A 15,046-nucleotide genomic window follows, 5' to 3' on the forward strand; every position below is an offset into this window, starting at 1 on the left:
CTTGAAAAACTCTCCCCGCATCGACTGCGCTTCGCGCAGTCGATGCCCAGAGGTCCAGGGCTGGCCCTGGTTCGGGTCGAGGGGCGAACAGCCCCCGCGGGGTCCGGGGCAGCGCCCCGGCGCGGCGGCTTCACCCGCGTGACATCGGCATCTCGCTTGGCGGTGCTTCGCCCTCGTCGAGCGGGCGGCTCACGAGGTCGACGGCCTTCTTCACGGAGCTCACGGAGCCTGCGAGGTAGACGATGTCTCCGAGCTCGAAGGGCTTCTGGGGATCCATCTGTTCGAGGAGTGCTTCGCCGCGACGCACCGCGATGATGAGGGCACCGGTCCGGCGCCGCACGCCGAGCGATGCTGCCGAGCGCCCGACGGCTGCGCTTGCTGCGGTCACGGAGGCGCTCTCGATCTTGAGCTCGGAGAGATCCGCGTGCTCGCCGAGCGCCCGCCGTGGGACCTTGTTCGTGCGCTCCGTCGTCTGCGTGGTCGCGCGCGCCTCGTCCACGCGATCGTCGATCACGTTGCGCGGGATGTCGAGCCAGCGGAGCAGTCGCGCGAGGATCTCCACGCCGCCTTCGACCTCCTCGGCCACGACGTCCGTCGCGCCCATGCGCAAGAGCGCAGGTTTTTCCTGGAGGTAATGCGCGCGCATGAGGATCGGCACTCCAGGCGCGACACGCTTGGCTGTGTCGACCACGCGCTGCGCGGCTTGCGGATCGTTCATGAGCAAAAGAAGCGCGCGCGCCTTCTCCAGGTGGGCGTGGCCGAGCGCCTCCTCGCTCGTCGCGTCGCCGTAGTACACGGGCTGGCCCGCGGTGCGCGCGGCGCGGACGGTCTCGGCGTTGAGCTCGAGCACCACGTAGGACACGCCGCACGTCGCGAGGGCGCGCGCGACGAGCTTGCCCGCGACGCCGAAGCCCACGATGACCACGTGGTCGGCGAGCCCGTGCGCATCGCCCGCGTCTGCCTCGTCGATGCTGCGAACGCCGATGAGCCGCTCGAGCGGCGCGAGCAAGCGCTGGCCTGCGGTCACGTGCGGCGCGACGCGCACGAAGACGGGCGTGAGGAACATGCTCGCGATGCCCGCCGCGAGCAGCGGGCGCGTGGCGTTCGAATCGACGACGCCCGCGCTCTCGCCGAGCCGCGCGAGGACGAACCCGAACTCGCCGAACTGCGCGAGCCCGACACCCGCGAGCCAGGCGACGCGCGCCGGGAAGCGCATGGCGAGCGCGGCGATGGTGGCGAGCACGCCCTTGGCGACGAGGAAGCCGCCGAGCAGGAGCAGCACGAGGAGCGGCCGTTCGAGGACGATCCGCGGGTCGAAGAGCATGCCGAGCGAGACGAAGAAGACGCTCACGAACGCGTCGCGCAGCGGGAGCATGTCGCCCATGGCGCGGTGCCCGTACTCGGTGTCGGCGACGACCATGCCGCCGAGGAAGGCGCCGAGCGCGAGCGAGAGGCCGGCGAGCGACGTGAGCCATGCAGTGCCGACGCAGAGCGCGAGCACGGCGAGGAGGAAGACCTCGCGGCTGCGGCTCGCCGCGACCCAGCGAAGCGCCCGCGGGACGACGAGGCGCGCGACGACGATGGTCGCGACGACGACGGCCGTGGCCTTGCCGAGCGCGAGGCTGATGTCCTTCGCCATGTTCGCGCCCTCGGCGCCGGCGCCGAGCATGGGGACGACGAGGACCATCGGGACGACGCAGAGGTCCTGGAAGATCAAGGTGCCGACGATGAAGCGGCCGTGCGGCGCGTCGAGCTCGCGCCGCTCGGCCAGGGCGCGAAGGACGATCGCCGTGCTGGAGAGCGCGAAGACGAAGCCGTAAAAGACGCTGCGCCCGGCCGGCTGCCCGAGGGCGTTCGCGACGAGCGCGACGACCGCCGTCGTGAGCCCGACCTGGATGATCCCGCCGACGGCGACCTGGCGGAAGATGCTCTTCAGGCGCGCGAGCGAGAACTCGAGGCCGATGGTGAAGAGCAGGAGGACGACGCCGATCTCGGCCAGGATCTCGATCGCGTGGATCGAGCGCACGAGCTTGAAGCCGAACGGCCCCACGAGCGCGCCCGAGAAGAGCAGCCCCGCGACCGTGGGCAGCGAGAGGCGCGAGAGGACGACGGTCACGAGGACGCCGAGGGCCGCGATGACGGCGATCTCGTCGAGGAGCGGGATTTGGCCCATCGGACTGGAAGGTTACCTCGAGCGGAGTTGTTTTGACGACCAACGAATGGCGCGCTCGATCGTCTCCCCTTCCGCGAGCCGAAGCAAGCCGCTTCGCGCGGGCGCGATCAGGACGAGGGCTGCCCGAAGTCGACGGCGAACCAGAGCACGTGGACCGCGCCGTTCTTCGTCTTCGCCATGGCCGGGCCGAGCCAGAGATCAGGCGCGACCTCGCGGATCTCGTCGCGAATGCGAGCGATGAAGAAGGGATTTCCCGGTTGCTCGTAGTCGAGGTAGACGCAAGGGCGGCCATCGACCGCAGAAGGCTCGATCCGCGTGCGGAACGGGAACCAATCGAACCGGAGCGGGAGGAGCTTGACGCGGTTGATGCCCGTTCCCTCGCTCGGGCTGAGCGCGCCGAAGCTCTTGCCATCCCAGGGAAAACGCCGGCGCGACGCGAGGAACGCGAGCGCCGAGAAGAGCCTCGTGCCATCGGTGCCGCGCACAGCGAGCATGCGGCCCTTCGGTGTCCCCACGAGGCGCTCGACGCCCACGGGCGCAGGAGCGCCGCGGTAGAGCCGCTCGAGCTCCGCGCTCGAGAGCTTCGCAAGATCGTCCAGGTTTCGCACGAGCACGGCGCTCCCGCCGCGCTCCCCCGTATCCATCACCGACGTCGTCGTGGTCATGAAATCCCTCCCCTGTGGTGCTTGGCGACACCCATGAAACCACGGGAGCCTCGCGCCTGAAAATCGCTTTTCGGGCGCTCTCCCATCACATCCGCAATTCCAGACGGGACGATCCGGCCAGCGAGCGGCCCGAGCGTTGCTTCGCGGCATTGCAAGGAGGCAGCATGAGAACGCCATGGCTCCTGCGTGTCGTCGAGCGGCTCCCCCTCGATGAAATCGTCGAAGTATTTCAAGCGCCCGTGCGTGGTTTCCTCGGTCGGCACCCGCGTGTGCGAAGAGCGCTCAGCGGATCATGGCTCGGCCATCCGCTACACCCAGCGCTGATCCCCATCCCGATCGGAGCCTTCACGACAGGCCTCGTCCTCGATGTCGCGTCGCTCCTCGGGAGCACATGGGCAGCACGCGGAGCAGATCTCGCATTCCAGATCGGCCTCGTGGCCACCGTACCCGCAGCGCTCACAGGCCTCACGGAGTGGAGCTTCCTCGAAGGAAAAGCGCGGCGCGTGGCATTCGTACACGCCATGTCGAACCTGGCGAGCACAAAGCTCATGCTCGGATCGGTGATCCTGCGGGCCATGGACCTCCGCGGCGCAGGGATCGCAGTCTCGACGCTCGGTTTCCTGGTCCTCGGCGTCGGCGCCTGGCTCGGCGGGGAGCTCGCGTATCATTACGGCGCCGGCGTAGGGCGAATCTCGGAAGATCGCGGCGATCCGGAGGCGTAGGTTCCCCAGGGAGGCGCCGCGCCGGGGCGCTGCCCCGGGCCCCGCGGGGGCTATTCGCCCCTCGACCCGAACCAGGGCCAGCCCTGGACCCTTTGGGGAAGAACTGCGCGATGCGCAGTTCTTCCCACAGGCCAGTGGGACCGCGTCGCCGGCTGAACCATCAGCGCTGCCGTCTTGCTGGGCAGGGTCGCTCGTGATCTTGACCCGGCTGTTCGATGAACTGCGCATTGCGCAGTTCATCGACCCTCGGTCCAGCGCGGGCGCTGGTCCGGGTCCCGGGGCGGACAGCCCCGGGTGGGGCCTGGGGCAACGCCCCAGCGAAACGCCTCCACGATGAACACGTCAGAAAATCGGCCCCCTCCCTCGGCGATGCCGACCGAGCCAATCGAAGCCGCCGCTCTTTGCGTGCGGTCCTTTGGGCGTGAAGAGATTGCCGAGCGTTGGCGTGCAGGGTTCTGTGCGGATCGAGAAGTGGCGCGTGAGAGAGCCCATGAGACGCGCGGAGAGTGCGGGGGAGAGCCGGCTCGCGATGTAGAGGAACAGGCCTGAAGGGCCGATGGCGCGCCGCGGGCGTGGGTGTTCGGCGAGGTCGACGAATGCCTCGGCCACGTCGTTTGCCGAGGAGACCGGCGGGAGGGGGCCGACTTCGTGGCCTGTGAAATTGCCGGCTCGCTCGTAGATGGGCGTGTCGATTGCGGGTGGGTAGACCACGCACACGTGGATGTCGGGGTCGGCCGAGAGCTCCTGGCGCAGGCTCTCCGAGAGGCCGATGACTGCGAACTTGCTCGCGACGTACGAGCTCACGAAGGGCGCGCCCACGAGCCCCCAGCCGGAGGCGTTGTTGATGAGAATGCCCCGACCCTGCGCGCGGAACACTGGCAGGGCTGCGCGCGCGCCGTGGACGTAGCCGAAGAGGTTCGTCTCGACGACCCGCTTCCACGCGGAGCTCGGCGCGTCGAGCAGCGCGCCGAAGAGCAGGACGGCTGCGTTGTTGATCCACACGTCGATCCCGCCGAAGCGGGCGACCGCGGCCTGCGCGAGCGCCTCCACGGCTGCCTCGTCGGTCATGTCGGTTGGTAGGGCGATCGCCTCGGCGCCGAGCGCTTTGCACCTGCGGGCTGCCTCGGCGAGGGCGTCTTCCTGCCGCGCTGCGAGCACGAGTCGTGCTCCGCGCCGGGCGAACGCCTCGACTGCTGCGAGCCCGATCCCGCTCGATGCGCCGGTGATGACGACGACGGACCCCTTGAGCGCGCTCGAACCTCCCATATCGATCCCCGCTCCTGGCGCGAGGCATGAACCTCGCCGCCTCGATGGGGCCGCGGCCCCCGCTCCCGGGTGTGGGAGCGAGGGCCGGGCGATCTCACGACTTTCAAGCCTGCTTGCGCGTCTCGGTTCGCTCAGCGACCGAAATCCCCGAAGCGGTGCTCACGACAGACGCGCCGCGCGCAGAAGTTGTACTCGCTTTGACAGCGACCGTGGCGGCGGAAGCGGTCGCCCGGGTAGCCGTGGCGCCTGAAGCGATCGTCGTACCGCTCACAGCGGAAGTACTCTTCCCTGCAGAAGTCCAGGCACCTGCTGCGCCCGCCATGGCGACGGTACGCGTCGTAATCGTAGGGATTGTAATCGGCGGGCTGGCTCGTCAGCGCTTCGTCGGACTCCGTGATGATGCGGTCCTCGGTGGCCTCCTCGTCTCTGAGCGCGCCCACGGACTCGGCGATACTCGCTTCCTGATCGGCGCGGGCCACGCTGGTGGTCCCGACGAGGCCCAGCGACATCACGGCGAAGAACATCGACTTGGTCAGGTTCATCGTAACATCCCCCTACCCTGCGCCCGGGACAGCCCCGGGCGGGCATGCTCTACGTCGGGCCAGGACGGCCGGACGTCCACAGGGGGAAGATGTTTTTCGGCCTGTCGAAGGCCATTCTCCTGATTTGCCCACGGGCTCCAGGAATGGCGCCTTCGACAGGCTCAGGGCAGGCTGCTGCTTCAGCGCGAGGCGCGGAAACGACGGCGAATCCGCGTCGCGAGCCAGACGCCGGCCACGAGCACGAGGCCGCCGTGATTGCCTGCGGGCTCCGTCGTTCCGGCCACGCGGCATCCGCAGCCCCCCTCGGAGCCCGGATCGTCCGCGGAGGCGCCGCCCGCGCCGCCGGACGCGCCCGCGCCTGCGCCGCCGGATGCGCCCGCTCCGCCGCCGCCGCCCGTGCCCGGACCGCTCGAACCGCCGCCCACGCCGCCCGTGGGCGAATCCATCACGATCTCGTACGCGCCCACCGCGGGGGGCTTTCCGCGGAGGTACCCGTCGAGGTCCGCGGTAAAGCCGTCGGCGCTGTGATCGATGCCGGCGCCGCGCGCGGGCGAGCTCTCCGTGAGGTGGTAATCGTCCGCGTCGGGCGCGACGAACCCGGCCTCGGCGACCGTGGGCACGAAGAGATTGCCCTCGGCTGCCCAGCCGACGTCGTTGCCTGCGCCGATGGCGGAACTCGGGCCGATGACGAGGTTGTTGTAGGCGAAGGCGCCCTCGATCTTGTCGCCGAAGACCTTCACCGCGGCCTCGCCGAAGCCGACCAGCGTGTTGTGGGCGATGCGATAGGCGACGGGCCCCGGGTTGTTCTGGATGTTCGCGTAAATGTTCGTCTCGCCGAACCGCAGCACGACGTTGTCGGCGACGGTGGTGTCGTTCGCGCCGAACACGAAGATGCCGTTCACCGGGCCGTCGGAGATGATGTTCCGGCGGATGTCGCATTTCGAGGGGCCGCCGATCTGCAGGCCCATCCACTGGTATTGCACCATCTCGCCGCCGACGCGGCGGATCACGTTGTCGTGGACGCTGCAACCCTCGCGGGCCATGCCGACCTGCGCGCCGTCCCAGCCCGTGTCCTCCACGAGGCAATGGTCGATCTCGATGCCCTCCAGGAAATGCGGCATGCGCACCTCCTGCTGGCCATTGCAGGTGATGGTGTGACCGGCCCCTTGCGTGCTCCCGACGTAAAACCCTTCGCCGCCGGTGTCATGAACCCAGAGGTGGTGCAGGCGCACGTTCTTCTGGATGAACTTGTCCTGATCGGCGCTGCCGTCGCAGAGGGGGTCGGTCTTCGACATCACGCCGGCAAAACCGGTCTCGTAGACCTCGATGTGGTCGACCTCGTACTCCGTGCTCTTGTCGAGGAACCAGAGGCCCACGCCCGGATACGGCTCCTTGTCCGGCGCGCTGACCCGGAAGCCGTACGTGACGCCGGCCTCGCCCGTTCCGGTGAGATGAAAATGGTGGGAGCTCCCCTGGAAATCGACGGCATACGCGCGATCCGTGTTGCGCACGTTGACGACGCCGCCGCAGTTCTTCACGACGACGGGCGCCTCGGCCGTGCCCTGGATCTCGCGGAAGCGGATGAACTCGTAATCGCCGGCCATGACGCAGACGACGTCGCCGGGCTTCACACCGAGATCCGTGCCGTTCACGGCGGTCGTGCCCGGCATGATCTCGTGGGTGCAGCCGCATTCGGCGGCCGACGCGGAGGCCGGATCGAGGATCAGGAGCGAGAGAGCCGTGCAGGCAAAGAGGGCGATCGAGGTGCGAGCGTGGAGCGTGGAATGCATGCCCCCAGGGTAACGGTATCAACGGCGGCGAAACAAGGTGCCCGTGAGGATCGGCGCGTATACGCCCTCGCCGGTCGGCAGGACGAAGATCGTTTCCACCGTGCTGAGATCATTCTTCGTCCACATGTTTTGCGCGGCGAGCTCGTCGGTCCAGGTCTGTCCCCCGTCGGTGGAGCGCTGGAAGCTGCGATTGCGGCCGCCCACGAAAATTTCGCTCTTGCCACGACAAGCGTTCGCCAATAGGCGCGAAGAGCGACAGCACGAAGTTCGACGGGTTCTTCAAAGAAAAAAAGAAGGGCAGCGTCAAGAGCCTTCTGGAGCAAATCAACGGCGACCCGGACAAGACCGAGCGCCGGTACGGGTGGGGTCCGGCGCTCGCGTGGAAGAAGGCCCGAGGCGGAGGATGGAGGTCCGAGCCTCCAGGCATGGAGGCTGGAACCTCCATCCGAGGCGCGTCACGGAAGGGACAGCGGCGCCTCCGCCCCGGCCCGCACCATCCGCACGACGGCCACCTCGCCCGCGATGCCCTTGAGCGGCGCCGTGGCGTGCGCGGCGACGAGCTCGGCCGCGTCCACCGCAGGAGCGACCCCGGGCGCCTCGAAGACCTCGCTCGTGCAGACGATCTCCCCGGCCCGCGCGAGGCCCTGCACGCGCGCCGCGATGTTCACGGTGCGCCCGAAATAATCGAGCCGCTCGTTGAGCTCGACCGCGATGCAGGGGCCCGTGTGCAGGCCGATCTTGAGCAGGAGATCCGCCTCCTTCAGCTCGGCGATGGCCCGGTTCATCAGGATCGCGGCGCCAATCGCGTGGATCGGCTCGGCGAAGCTCGCCATGACGGCGTCGCCGATGGTCTTCACGATGGCCCCGCCCTGGGCCGCGGCGATCGAGCGGAGCACCGAAAAATGCTTGCGGACGAGGTCGTAGGCGCGGAGGTCGCCGACGCGCTCGTAGAGGGCCGTGGAGCCGGTGAGGTCGGTGAAGAGCACGGTGACGCGCTTGAGCTCGAGGCCGCCCTCGGAGGGGATGCTTTCGGCGCGGAAGAGGTCGCGGAACGACTGCGACGAGACGAGGCGCGCCCCGGTGAGGTACGGGAGCAGCGGGTGCGTGAGGGGTCGTCCTGGTTCGGCAGGATCGGGCCAGGTGTTGCCGACCGGCGCGACGAAATAGCCCACGGCGTGGGTCGTGCGGTTCAGCATGCGGAGATCGACACGGCCCGTGCCGACGTCGACGCGGGCCGGGATCGCGCGGCCATCGAGCAAATCGAACGAGGCTTCGCGCGCGCCGCCCGCCTGCGCGCGGACGTACACCGCGACGTGGCCCGCGGGCGCGAGCAGGACGAACTGCCCCGCCTCGGCGAAGTCCACGGAGGCAGAGTGGGCCTCGCCGGGGAGCACGCGTCCCGCGGCGAGGATGCTCTCGCCGAGCGCGTGGTGCGGGCGCGACGCGGGGGCGACGCTCGACGAGAAATAGAGCCGGATGGCGTCCTCGCGCAGATCCACGGTGTCGGGCGCGTGGAAGCGGATGCGCCGCGCCGAGGGGGCCACGGTGAACGCGACCTCGACGCGGTCGTCGAGGAAGCCGTCGAGGTGGAGGTTGCAGAAGTTGCAGTGCTTCGACTGGAGCGAGCGCAATCCGCCGGCCGTCGTGAGGAAGGCCATGCAGCCGGGGCAAAGCATGCCCCAGGCGAAGTCGAGGATGCCGACGTGCGTCGCGTGGAGGAAAAGCTCGATGCCCTCCTGCTCGTCGAGTCCGTGGCTCGCCGCGTACCGGAGAGGGCTCATGCGGAAGAGGGCCTCGTCCGGCGCGCTCGTGACGTACGCCGCGAAATCGTCGAGGGTGCGCGCGGAGAATCGGCCCTTGCCGCGGAGGACGTCGAGCCGAGGGGAGAGGTCGGAGGGCGTCATGCCGCTCGATCCTACCAGCTCCCCGCGGCGCGGCGAGCGCTCAGGGCGAGGCCTTTTCGAAGGGATCCGCGTACATCGGATCGACGAGCAGCTTCTCGTCGGTGAGCGTCTTCAGGAAGGCCACGAGCGAGGCCTTTTGCTCGGGCGTGAGGTTCAACTTGCGCGGCTCGGTCGAGCCCTGGACGCGCAGGCGCGGATCGAGGTTCGGGTGCGGCTTCACGCCGGAGTTGTAATGCTCGACGACCTGGTCGAGGGTCTCGAAGCGGCCGTCGTGCATGTACGGCGCGGTGAGCGCCACGTTGCGGAGCGAGGGCGACTTGAAGCGGCCATTGTCCTGCGGGTTGTCCGTGATTTCGCCGACGCCGTTGTCATCGACGTCCGTGGTCGCGTCGAGGCCGTTGTTCGTGGGGACGGCGATGAAGAAGAAGGCGTTGTTGTGGCGCGGCGGCGGGTGGGGCGGGCCGTCGTCGAGGTGGCACGCGGCGCAGCCGCCCGCGGGGCCGAGGAAGAGGGTTTTGCCGGCGTTCTCCTCGGGCGTGAACGTGGGGAAATCGGCGGCGATGTTGCCGCCCGCGGCCTCGATGCCCTCGTCGAAGCGGGAGCGATACGAGACGATCGAGCGCACGAACTGCGCGAGGGCCCACGAGATGCGGTCCGAGGTGATCGAAGCGTCGCCGAAGGCTTTTTCGAAGAGCACCGGGTAGTAGCTCTTCGCCGAGACGTTCGCGACGAGCTCGTCGAGGGTCAGGCCCATCTCGACGGGATCCTGGATCGGGCGGAGCACCTGATCTTCGAGCGTGGCGGCGCGCTCGTCCCAGAAGAAGCGGCCGTTTCGGTAGTAACGCGCATCGGCGACGCTCATCGAGTTGCGCCCGGTCTCGCCGCCCTCGAAGCCGAGGCTCAGGCGCGTCGTGTCGGCGAAGGCGTCCTCCTGCTTGTGGCAGGAAGCGCAGGCGACGGCGCCATTTTTCGAAAGGGCCGTGTCGTAGAAGAGCACGCGGCCGAGCGTCGCGCCGTCGTCGGTGATGGGGTTCGCCGGGGGCATGTTGTCCTGATCCTGCGCGAGCTGGCCCTGGAAATGCGCGGGCAGATCGATCGCAGCGTAGTTGTACGGGGTCTCCGGGAGATCGAGGCCGTCGTCGGTCGTCACCGGCGGATCGATGGGATCGGGCGTCTCGGTGGCGGGGCCCTCGCACGCGGCAAGGGCAGCCATGCAGGTCAAGGTGATCAAGCCCATCGTCGTCGTCTTGCGCACAAGGCACCTCTCGTCGTCGCCAGGGGGAAAAGCTCGACGGCGAGGCAGAGCAAATCAGGTGCCAACGGAGAATCGGGCGTGACCGCGGGAGGCGATCGTCACGGCGTCGCCGCTTGCCGCTGCGCGGTGAAGGCGCGGGAGGGCCCGCCGCTCGGCAGCACGATCCCATGAATGCGTGTCCCGTCGATCTGCCCGCGGAATTGCAGCTCGGGGCCTTCGGCCGTGCGGAAGCTCAATGCGCGCCCCTGGAGCGTCACCTCCGCGAGCGGCAAGCGTCGATTGCCGATCTGGAGCGTGCCGCTCACGTCCTGGAATTTTTGATCGAGCGTGAGCGTGGCCGGGACGTCGCCCTGGGCCGTCGGGACCGTCAAACGATACGTGCCCTCCGCGCTGGCCGGGACGACCCACAAATAAATCGTGTCGTCGCCGACTTTCTCTTTCCGGTCGGGCCGCCATTCCCCCATGTCGAAGTCGTGCGAGACGATGCGCGCGCCGGGCGCGAGCTCGGTGAGCAATTTGTTGCGGATCTTCAGGTTGACCTCGGGCAAGAGGTAAATCGTCACCACGGTCGCGTCCTTGATGTCCGTGCCGAAGAGGCTCTCCTCTCGGAACTCGACGCGGCCCGTGACGCCGGCCTTCCTGGCATTGTCGTTCGCCTCCCGGATGCGCGCCGGGTCGATTTCGACGCCGACCGCGCGCGCGCCGAGCTTCTGCGCGGCCATGACCACGATACGACCGTCGCCGCTGCCGAGGTCGTAGACGACGTCGTCTTTGGTCACGCCGGCGATGTCGAGCATTCGCGCCACGGTCTCCTCGCGCGTGGGCACGAAGGGGACGTCCCTCTGGACGGTCTCTTCTTGCTGCGCGACGCGCTCGACGCTGGGCTTGCGCGCGCCCTCGGCGTGCGCAGCCGCCGGCAGGAGGCAAAGTGCGAGGTACGGAATGAGCATTCGCTTCGGCATGAGCTCCTCTCCTCGGGTATCGAATGGGCCAGCGACGCGCCTCCGCCGCGCGCCGCCGCGCGAGGGCTCGCGTGCGCGGAAGGAGCATCACAGGCACACCAGCAAGGAGCACACCCGCGGGCGGCGCGCGGCCTCCGCCGAGAATTTGCCCGGCCGGCGGGCGCTCGGTAAAGGCGTCGACCATGCGCTCGCTCCTCGCGCCCTTCCTCTCGCTCTGCCTGATCCCACTCGCGGCCTGTAGCTCCGACGAGGTCGCCTGCACCACGATTGCGGCCGTCTCCGTGACGGTCACCGTCGTCGACAGCACCGAAGCCCCCGTCACCGACGCCGAGCTCACGTACACGGTGAACGGCGGCGCCGCGAAGCCCTGCGAGCAGGTCGTGGAGAATACCTACGATTGCGGCGTGGAAGAGTCGGGCAATTTCGTGATCACCGCGACGCGCGACGCCGCGACGAAGACGGCGAATGTCACGGTGACCGCCGACGAGTGTCACGTGATCGGACAAACCTTGACGATGACCATCGATTGAAGGTTTTTCCCATGCAGACGTCCGCCCGCCCGCGCGCCGCGCTCGTGACTCTCGGGGGCGCGCTCGTCAGCGTCTCCTGCGCCGTTCAATCTCCGCTGCAAGCGACCATCGTCTCGGATCCGCAGGTGGTCGCGCCCCAACCGCGTCCGCCCGCGCCGGCCGCCGCGCTTCCGCAGGCGCCGGCCCATCGGCCCGAGGTCGCCGTGCTGCCGCTCGAGGACGACCAGCTCTTCCGCGCCGAACGCGCGGCCCTGCGCGCCGAGCTTGCGGCGCACCTCGCCCGGGTCGCGCCCGATTACCTGATCCTCGCGCCGGCCGCGATCGATTCGAAATTGCAGCCCCTGTCCAAGAAGACGGGACATCGCTGCGCCTACGAGTACGAGTCCGTGTCGCGGCGCGCTCACGACGAGGGCTGGATGACGACCGACGTGATGCATGTCATGGGGGGCCGCGGAGGACGTGACGAGGTGCTCTGGATCAACTTGGTGTCGCGCGGCGGCGGTGACCCCGGCGTGACATTCGAGGGGCCCTGGGATCCGCGGCTCGGGCTCGTGGATAGGTATCGCTTTGCGTTCGCGTCGATGGTCCGGAGAGAGGACGTCGGTGCCGTCGGCGGCCTCGGGGCACGGGCGAGCGAGGCGGCCGCGCTCCGCGAAGGACCGATCACGCTCTGCGAGGAAAAACGCTACGGCAGCTGTGATCCCGGATCAGCCGACTGGAAGGACCGCGTTGCCGGCCTCGCCGCGTGTTTCTCGGGCGATGACGAGGTGAGCCGCGATTTCCTCCTGCAGGGCGACGCGGGTGGACGATATTGCGAAATGGAAAACCTCGACGTACGAGACGGTCGCGACGGAGCGCGCGAGGCGTGCGTGTGCCAGGCGCTCGTCGGCTCGGCGGCGATGGGCAAGCGGCCCGGACGACGCACGGTCCGCGTGCGGTACGAGGCCCCGGATCTGTCTGGAAAGCAGCGGCCGGAGATCCGCGTGATCGAGGCCAGTACGAACCTCCACGCCGAGGACGACTGGCATGCGATCGAGCGAGCGGTCGAGGGGAAAACGCAGTACATGCCGATCACTCGGCTCGTGGTCGAGAACGTCGATTCGCTCGCCGCGCCGCTCGCGCGTTGCGCGGCCCCCGCCGGCAGCGTGATCGTGGCCGATCTCGCTGTCCGCGAGGACGGCGTGCCCGTGTCGGGCAAGGTCCTCAGCGGGACGACCGACCGCGAGCTGGCCGAATGTATCGAGAAAAACCTCGGCCGCGGCGCGTTCGTCTGCACGAACGACGGGAACAGCGCGCGGGTGCGCGTGGCGCTGGAGTGGCGCGCCCCCTGAAATGGAGACCTGGTCATTACACTGACCATCGTTCCCATTTTGCTCCGTGCTTTTAATGGTGCGTGCCGGGTGTATCCTTCCGTCATGCGCAGAACGTCCTTGACCGTTGCCGTCACCTCCCTCGTCCTTCTCCTCGGTTGCGAGCCGGCGTCATTCGATCCTCTGCGTGGCGTCACGTTCGCGCTGACTCCCGTGCCGGAGCCGTGTGCTCCCGCGGATCCGCCCACGCTCGTTGCCCCGCCGTCCACCGAGCCACCGCCCACCGAGCCGCCGCCCACCGAGCCGCCGCCCACGGACCCGCCGCCCTCCGAGCCGCCGCCCACGGACCCGCCGCCCACGGACCCGCCGCCCACGGACCCGCCCGACGAATGCAACGTTCCGCTCCTCACGCGGACGCAGGGCTTCTGGAAAAACCACACCTGCGTCATCGATGGCGTCGTGGGTGGGCTCTCGCTCTTGCCGGTCTCGCTCGGCGCGACGACGACGTTCGATTCGTCGCTCGAGGTGCAGGCGTATTTCAAGACGCCACCCAAGGGGAACGCGCAGATCATCCTGGGCCACCAGCTCCTCGCGGCGAAGCTCAACGCAAAGGCCTTCGGCATCGGAAACTACATCTTCGCGGACGTCGACGCCGATGGGGATCTCGAGACGGTGGACGAGATCCTCGCCCTCGGGGACGTTGCGTTCGACGCGGGCGACGACGAGCGCCGCCTGGTTCTGGGCGCGGTCCTCGATGAATTGAACAACGCGGGAGACGGGGCGTCCTTGCCGTTCGAGCCTGCCTGCGGGGGTCAGGGCGGTAAATAGGCGCTCTCTTGCCCTGAATCGCGCTCCTTCCGCACTTCGTCGATCACCGTCAACGTGAGGCGAACGGCGCGCCCGATCTGGTCGAGATCGATCTGGTCGGGCGTGTCCGTCGGTTGGTGGTAATCGGCGAGCGCGGCGTCGGAGAGGAAAATCGTGGGGGTGTGCGGGCCGAACGGGACGCTGTCGGAGGCGTACCCGAGTCGTGTCATCGCGGCCTCGGGAATGCCAAACAAAGGCCGATCCTCGCGTGCCGCCGCACGATCGAGCAGCGCGCGGGTCTTTTCCCCCTCCCGCGTCCCGACGACGAACCCGAGCGCCTCGGAGGCGCGGGGAACGACGAGCCGGAGCGGCGATCCGTCGAGCAGGGGCCGGCCGACCATGTCCAGGTTCACCATGAGCGCGAGGCGAGCAAGAGGCACCGTCGGCGCTGCCACGTAAGCTTTCGCCCCGAGCACGCCGCGCTCCTCGGCGCCAAACGCGACGACGACGAGGTCGAGATCGGTCCCACGCAAAGCACACAAGCGGGCGATTTCGAGCAAAGCTGCGACGCCGGAGGCGTTGTCATCCGCGCCGGGATATGCTTCGCCGTCGCGCTCGCCTTGCGCGTCGTAATGGGCGCCGACGAGGACGGTGGGGCCGCCGGAGCGGGTTTTTCCGCGGAGGTGGGCGATGACGTTCTGATCACGGACGCCGCCGCGCTCGAAGGGGACACAAGGGTCGTGGCCTTCGGGCGGGGAAAAGCCGAAGGAGAGCAAGGCGCGCGCGAGCAGATCGGCGACGCGGCGGTTCTCGGCGGAGCCGGCGGCGCGGCCGTGGAGAGCGGGATCGGCGAGGAGATCGACCCACGCGCGGACGTTCTCCCGGGAAGGTTCGGGCGCGCGAAGGTCGAGGCGCGGCGGACGGAGCGGCGGGAGATCGGCCGCGAGGGCGCAAGCAGGCTGGATGGGCGGAGGCGCGGCGGGCGGAGGCGCGGAAGCCGCGGGAGGCGCAGGCGCGGCGGGCGGGGCCGCAGGGGGCGCGGCCGGAGCGCCGCACGCGGCGAGGACGAGCGAGAGAGCGAGCGGGAGGCGCGGCATCGGCGAGAGGGTACGCCGGGCCG

14 protein-coding genes are annotated in these 15,046 nt (G+C 69.0%); 4 read left to right on the top strand and 10 right to left on the bottom strand.

Features of this window, described 5'->3' with window-relative positions:
- Positions 1-130: 130 nt before the first annotated feature.
- Both QHF85_RS08550 and QHF85_RS08555 read right to left on the bottom strand, forming a co-directional pair.
- A complete protein-coding gene (locus QHF85_RS08550; protein WP_281326593.1) occupies positions 131-2,173 on the bottom strand; it encodes a cation:proton antiporter in 2,043 nt (680 codons plus the stop codon).
- A gap of 107 nt (positions 2,174-2,280) precedes the next feature.
- On the bottom strand, positions 2,281-2,838 hold the full coding sequence (locus tag QHF85_RS08555; protein WP_281326594.1) for a hypothetical protein: 558 nt from the start codon (positions 2,836-2,838) through the stop codon (positions 2,281-2,283).
- A gap of 164 nt (positions 2,839-3,002) precedes the next feature.
- Between QHF85_RS08555 and QHF85_RS08560 the strand changes: the two genes are divergently transcribed.
- Positions 3,003-3,560 (top strand): DUF2231 domain-containing protein, encoded by a 558-nt coding sequence (locus tag QHF85_RS08560; protein WP_281326595.1) that lies wholly within the window; start codon positions 3,003-3,005, stop codon positions 3,558-3,560.
- A 342-nt stretch (positions 3,561-3,902) separates the two neighbouring features.
- Here QHF85_RS08560 and QHF85_RS08565 read toward each other — a convergent pair whose 3' ends face one another.
- From QHF85_RS08565 to QHF85_RS08595, 7 genes are all read right to left on the bottom strand, one after another.
- On the bottom strand, positions 3,903-4,826 hold the full coding sequence (locus tag QHF85_RS08565; protein WP_281326596.1) for an SDR family oxidoreductase: 924 nt from the start codon (positions 4,824-4,826) through the stop codon (positions 3,903-3,905).
- 131 nt (positions 4,827-4,957) lie between these two features.
- Entirely contained in the window at positions 4,958-5,368 is a 411-nt protein-coding gene (locus tag QHF85_RS08570) for a hypothetical protein (protein ID WP_281326597.1), read from the bottom strand.
- Positions 5,369-5,547: 179 nt separating this feature from the next.
- Complete coding sequence (locus QHF85_RS08575) at positions 5,548-7,158, bottom strand: right-handed parallel beta-helix repeat-containing protein (protein ID WP_281326598.1); 1,611 nt, start codon at positions 7,156-7,158, stop codon at positions 5,548-5,550.
- 18 nt (positions 7,159-7,176) lie between these two features.
- Positions 7,177-7,362, bottom strand: a complete 186-nt coding sequence (locus QHF85_RS08580) for a hypothetical protein (protein ID WP_281326599.1) — start codon at positions 7,360-7,362, stop codon at positions 7,177-7,179.
- A gap of 251 nt (positions 7,363-7,613) precedes the next feature.
- Positions 7,614-9,062, bottom strand: a complete 1,449-nt coding sequence (locus tag QHF85_RS08585) for an adenylate/guanylate cyclase domain-containing protein (protein ID WP_281326600.1) — start codon at positions 9,060-9,062, stop codon at positions 7,614-7,616.
- 40 nt (positions 9,063-9,102) lie between these two features.
- Positions 9,103-10,317 carry a cytochrome c peroxidase gene (locus QHF85_RS08590; RefSeq protein ID WP_281326601.1) on the bottom strand — a complete coding sequence of 405 codons (1,215 nt, stop codon included), beginning with the start codon at positions 10,315-10,317 and terminating at the stop codon, positions 9,103-9,105.
- A 98-nt stretch (positions 10,318-10,415) separates the two neighbouring features.
- The gene (locus tag QHF85_RS08595) at positions 10,416-11,279 is read right to left on the bottom strand and encodes a class I SAM-dependent methyltransferase (protein WP_281326602.1); all 864 of its coding nucleotides are present in this window, start codon (positions 11,277-11,279) and stop codon (positions 10,416-10,418) included.
- A gap of 182 nt (positions 11,280-11,461) precedes the next feature.
- Between QHF85_RS08595 and QHF85_RS08600 the strand changes: the two genes are divergently transcribed.
- From QHF85_RS08600 to QHF85_RS08610, 3 genes are all read left to right on the top strand, one after another.
- The gene (locus QHF85_RS08600; protein ID WP_281326603.1) at positions 11,462-11,809 is read left to right on the top strand and encodes a hypothetical protein; all 348 of its coding nucleotides are present in this window, start codon (positions 11,462-11,464) and stop codon (positions 11,807-11,809) included.
- Positions 11,810-11,820: 11 nt separating this feature from the next.
- A complete protein-coding gene (locus tag QHF85_RS08605; protein ID WP_281326604.1) occupies positions 11,821-13,140 on the top strand; it encodes a hypothetical protein in 1,320 nt (439 codons plus the stop codon).
- A gap of 84 nt (positions 13,141-13,224) precedes the next feature.
- Entirely contained in the window at positions 13,225-13,947 is a 723-nt protein-coding gene (locus QHF85_RS08610) for a hypothetical protein (RefSeq protein ID WP_281326605.1), read from the top strand.
- Here QHF85_RS08610 and QHF85_RS08615 read toward each other — a convergent pair.
- A complete protein-coding gene (locus QHF85_RS08615) occupies positions 13,932-15,023 on the bottom strand; it encodes a M28 family peptidase (protein ID WP_281326606.1) in 1,092 nt (363 codons plus the stop codon). The two genes, QHF85_RS08610 and QHF85_RS08615, sit on opposite strands and share 16 nt — an antisense overlap.
- Between the last annotated feature and the right edge of the window lie 23 nt (positions 15,024-15,046).

The sequence above is a fragment of the Polyangium sp. 6x1 genome, from assembly GCF_029946515.1.
Classification (GTDB): Bacteria; Myxococcota_A; Polyangia; order Polyangiales; family Polyangiaceae; genus Polyangium.

Bases quoted from the DNA above. Each gene is read 5' to 3' on its own strand.
- QHF85_RS08550 (WP_281326593.1), bottom strand. From the start codon at position 2,173: ATGGGCCAAATCCCGCTCCTCGACGAGATCGCCGTCATCGCGGCCCTC.
- QHF85_RS08555 (WP_281326594.1), bottom strand. From the start codon at position 2,838: ATGACCACGACGACGTCGGTGATGGATACGGGGGAGCGCGGCGGGAGC.
- QHF85_RS08560 (WP_281326595.1), top strand. From the start codon at position 3,003: ATGAGAACGCCATGGCTCCTGCGTGTCGTCGAGCGGCTCCCCCTCGAT.
- QHF85_RS08565 (WP_281326596.1), bottom strand. From the start codon at position 4,826: ATGGGAGGTTCGAGCGCGCTCAAGGGGTCCGTCGTCGTCATCACCGGC.
- QHF85_RS08570 (WP_281326597.1), bottom strand. From the start codon at position 5,368: ATGAACCTGACCAAGTCGATGTTCTTCGCCGTGATGTCGCTGGGCCTC.
- QHF85_RS08575 (WP_281326598.1), bottom strand. From the start codon at position 7,158: ATGCATTCCACGCTCCACGCTCGCACCTCGATCGCCCTCTTTGCCTGC.
- QHF85_RS08585 (WP_281326600.1), bottom strand. From the start codon at position 9,062: ATGACGCCCTCCGACCTCTCCCCTCGGCTCGACGTCCTCCGCGGCAAG.
- QHF85_RS08595 (WP_281326602.1), bottom strand. From the start codon at position 11,279: ATGCCGAAGCGAATGCTCATTCCGTACCTCGCACTTTGCCTCCTGCCG.
- QHF85_RS08600 (WP_281326603.1), top strand. From the start codon at position 11,462: ATGCGCTCGCTCCTCGCGCCCTTCCTCTCGCTCTGCCTGATCCCACTC.
- QHF85_RS08605 (WP_281326604.1), top strand. From the start codon at position 11,821: ATGCAGACGTCCGCCCGCCCGCGCGCCGCGCTCGTGACTCTCGGGGGC.
- QHF85_RS08610 (WP_281326605.1), top strand. From the start codon at position 13,225: ATGCGCAGAACGTCCTTGACCGTTGCCGTCACCTCCCTCGTCCTTCTC.
- QHF85_RS08615 (WP_281326606.1), bottom strand. From the start codon at position 15,023: ATGCCGCGCCTCCCGCTCGCTCTCTCGCTCGTCCTCGCCGCGTGCGGC.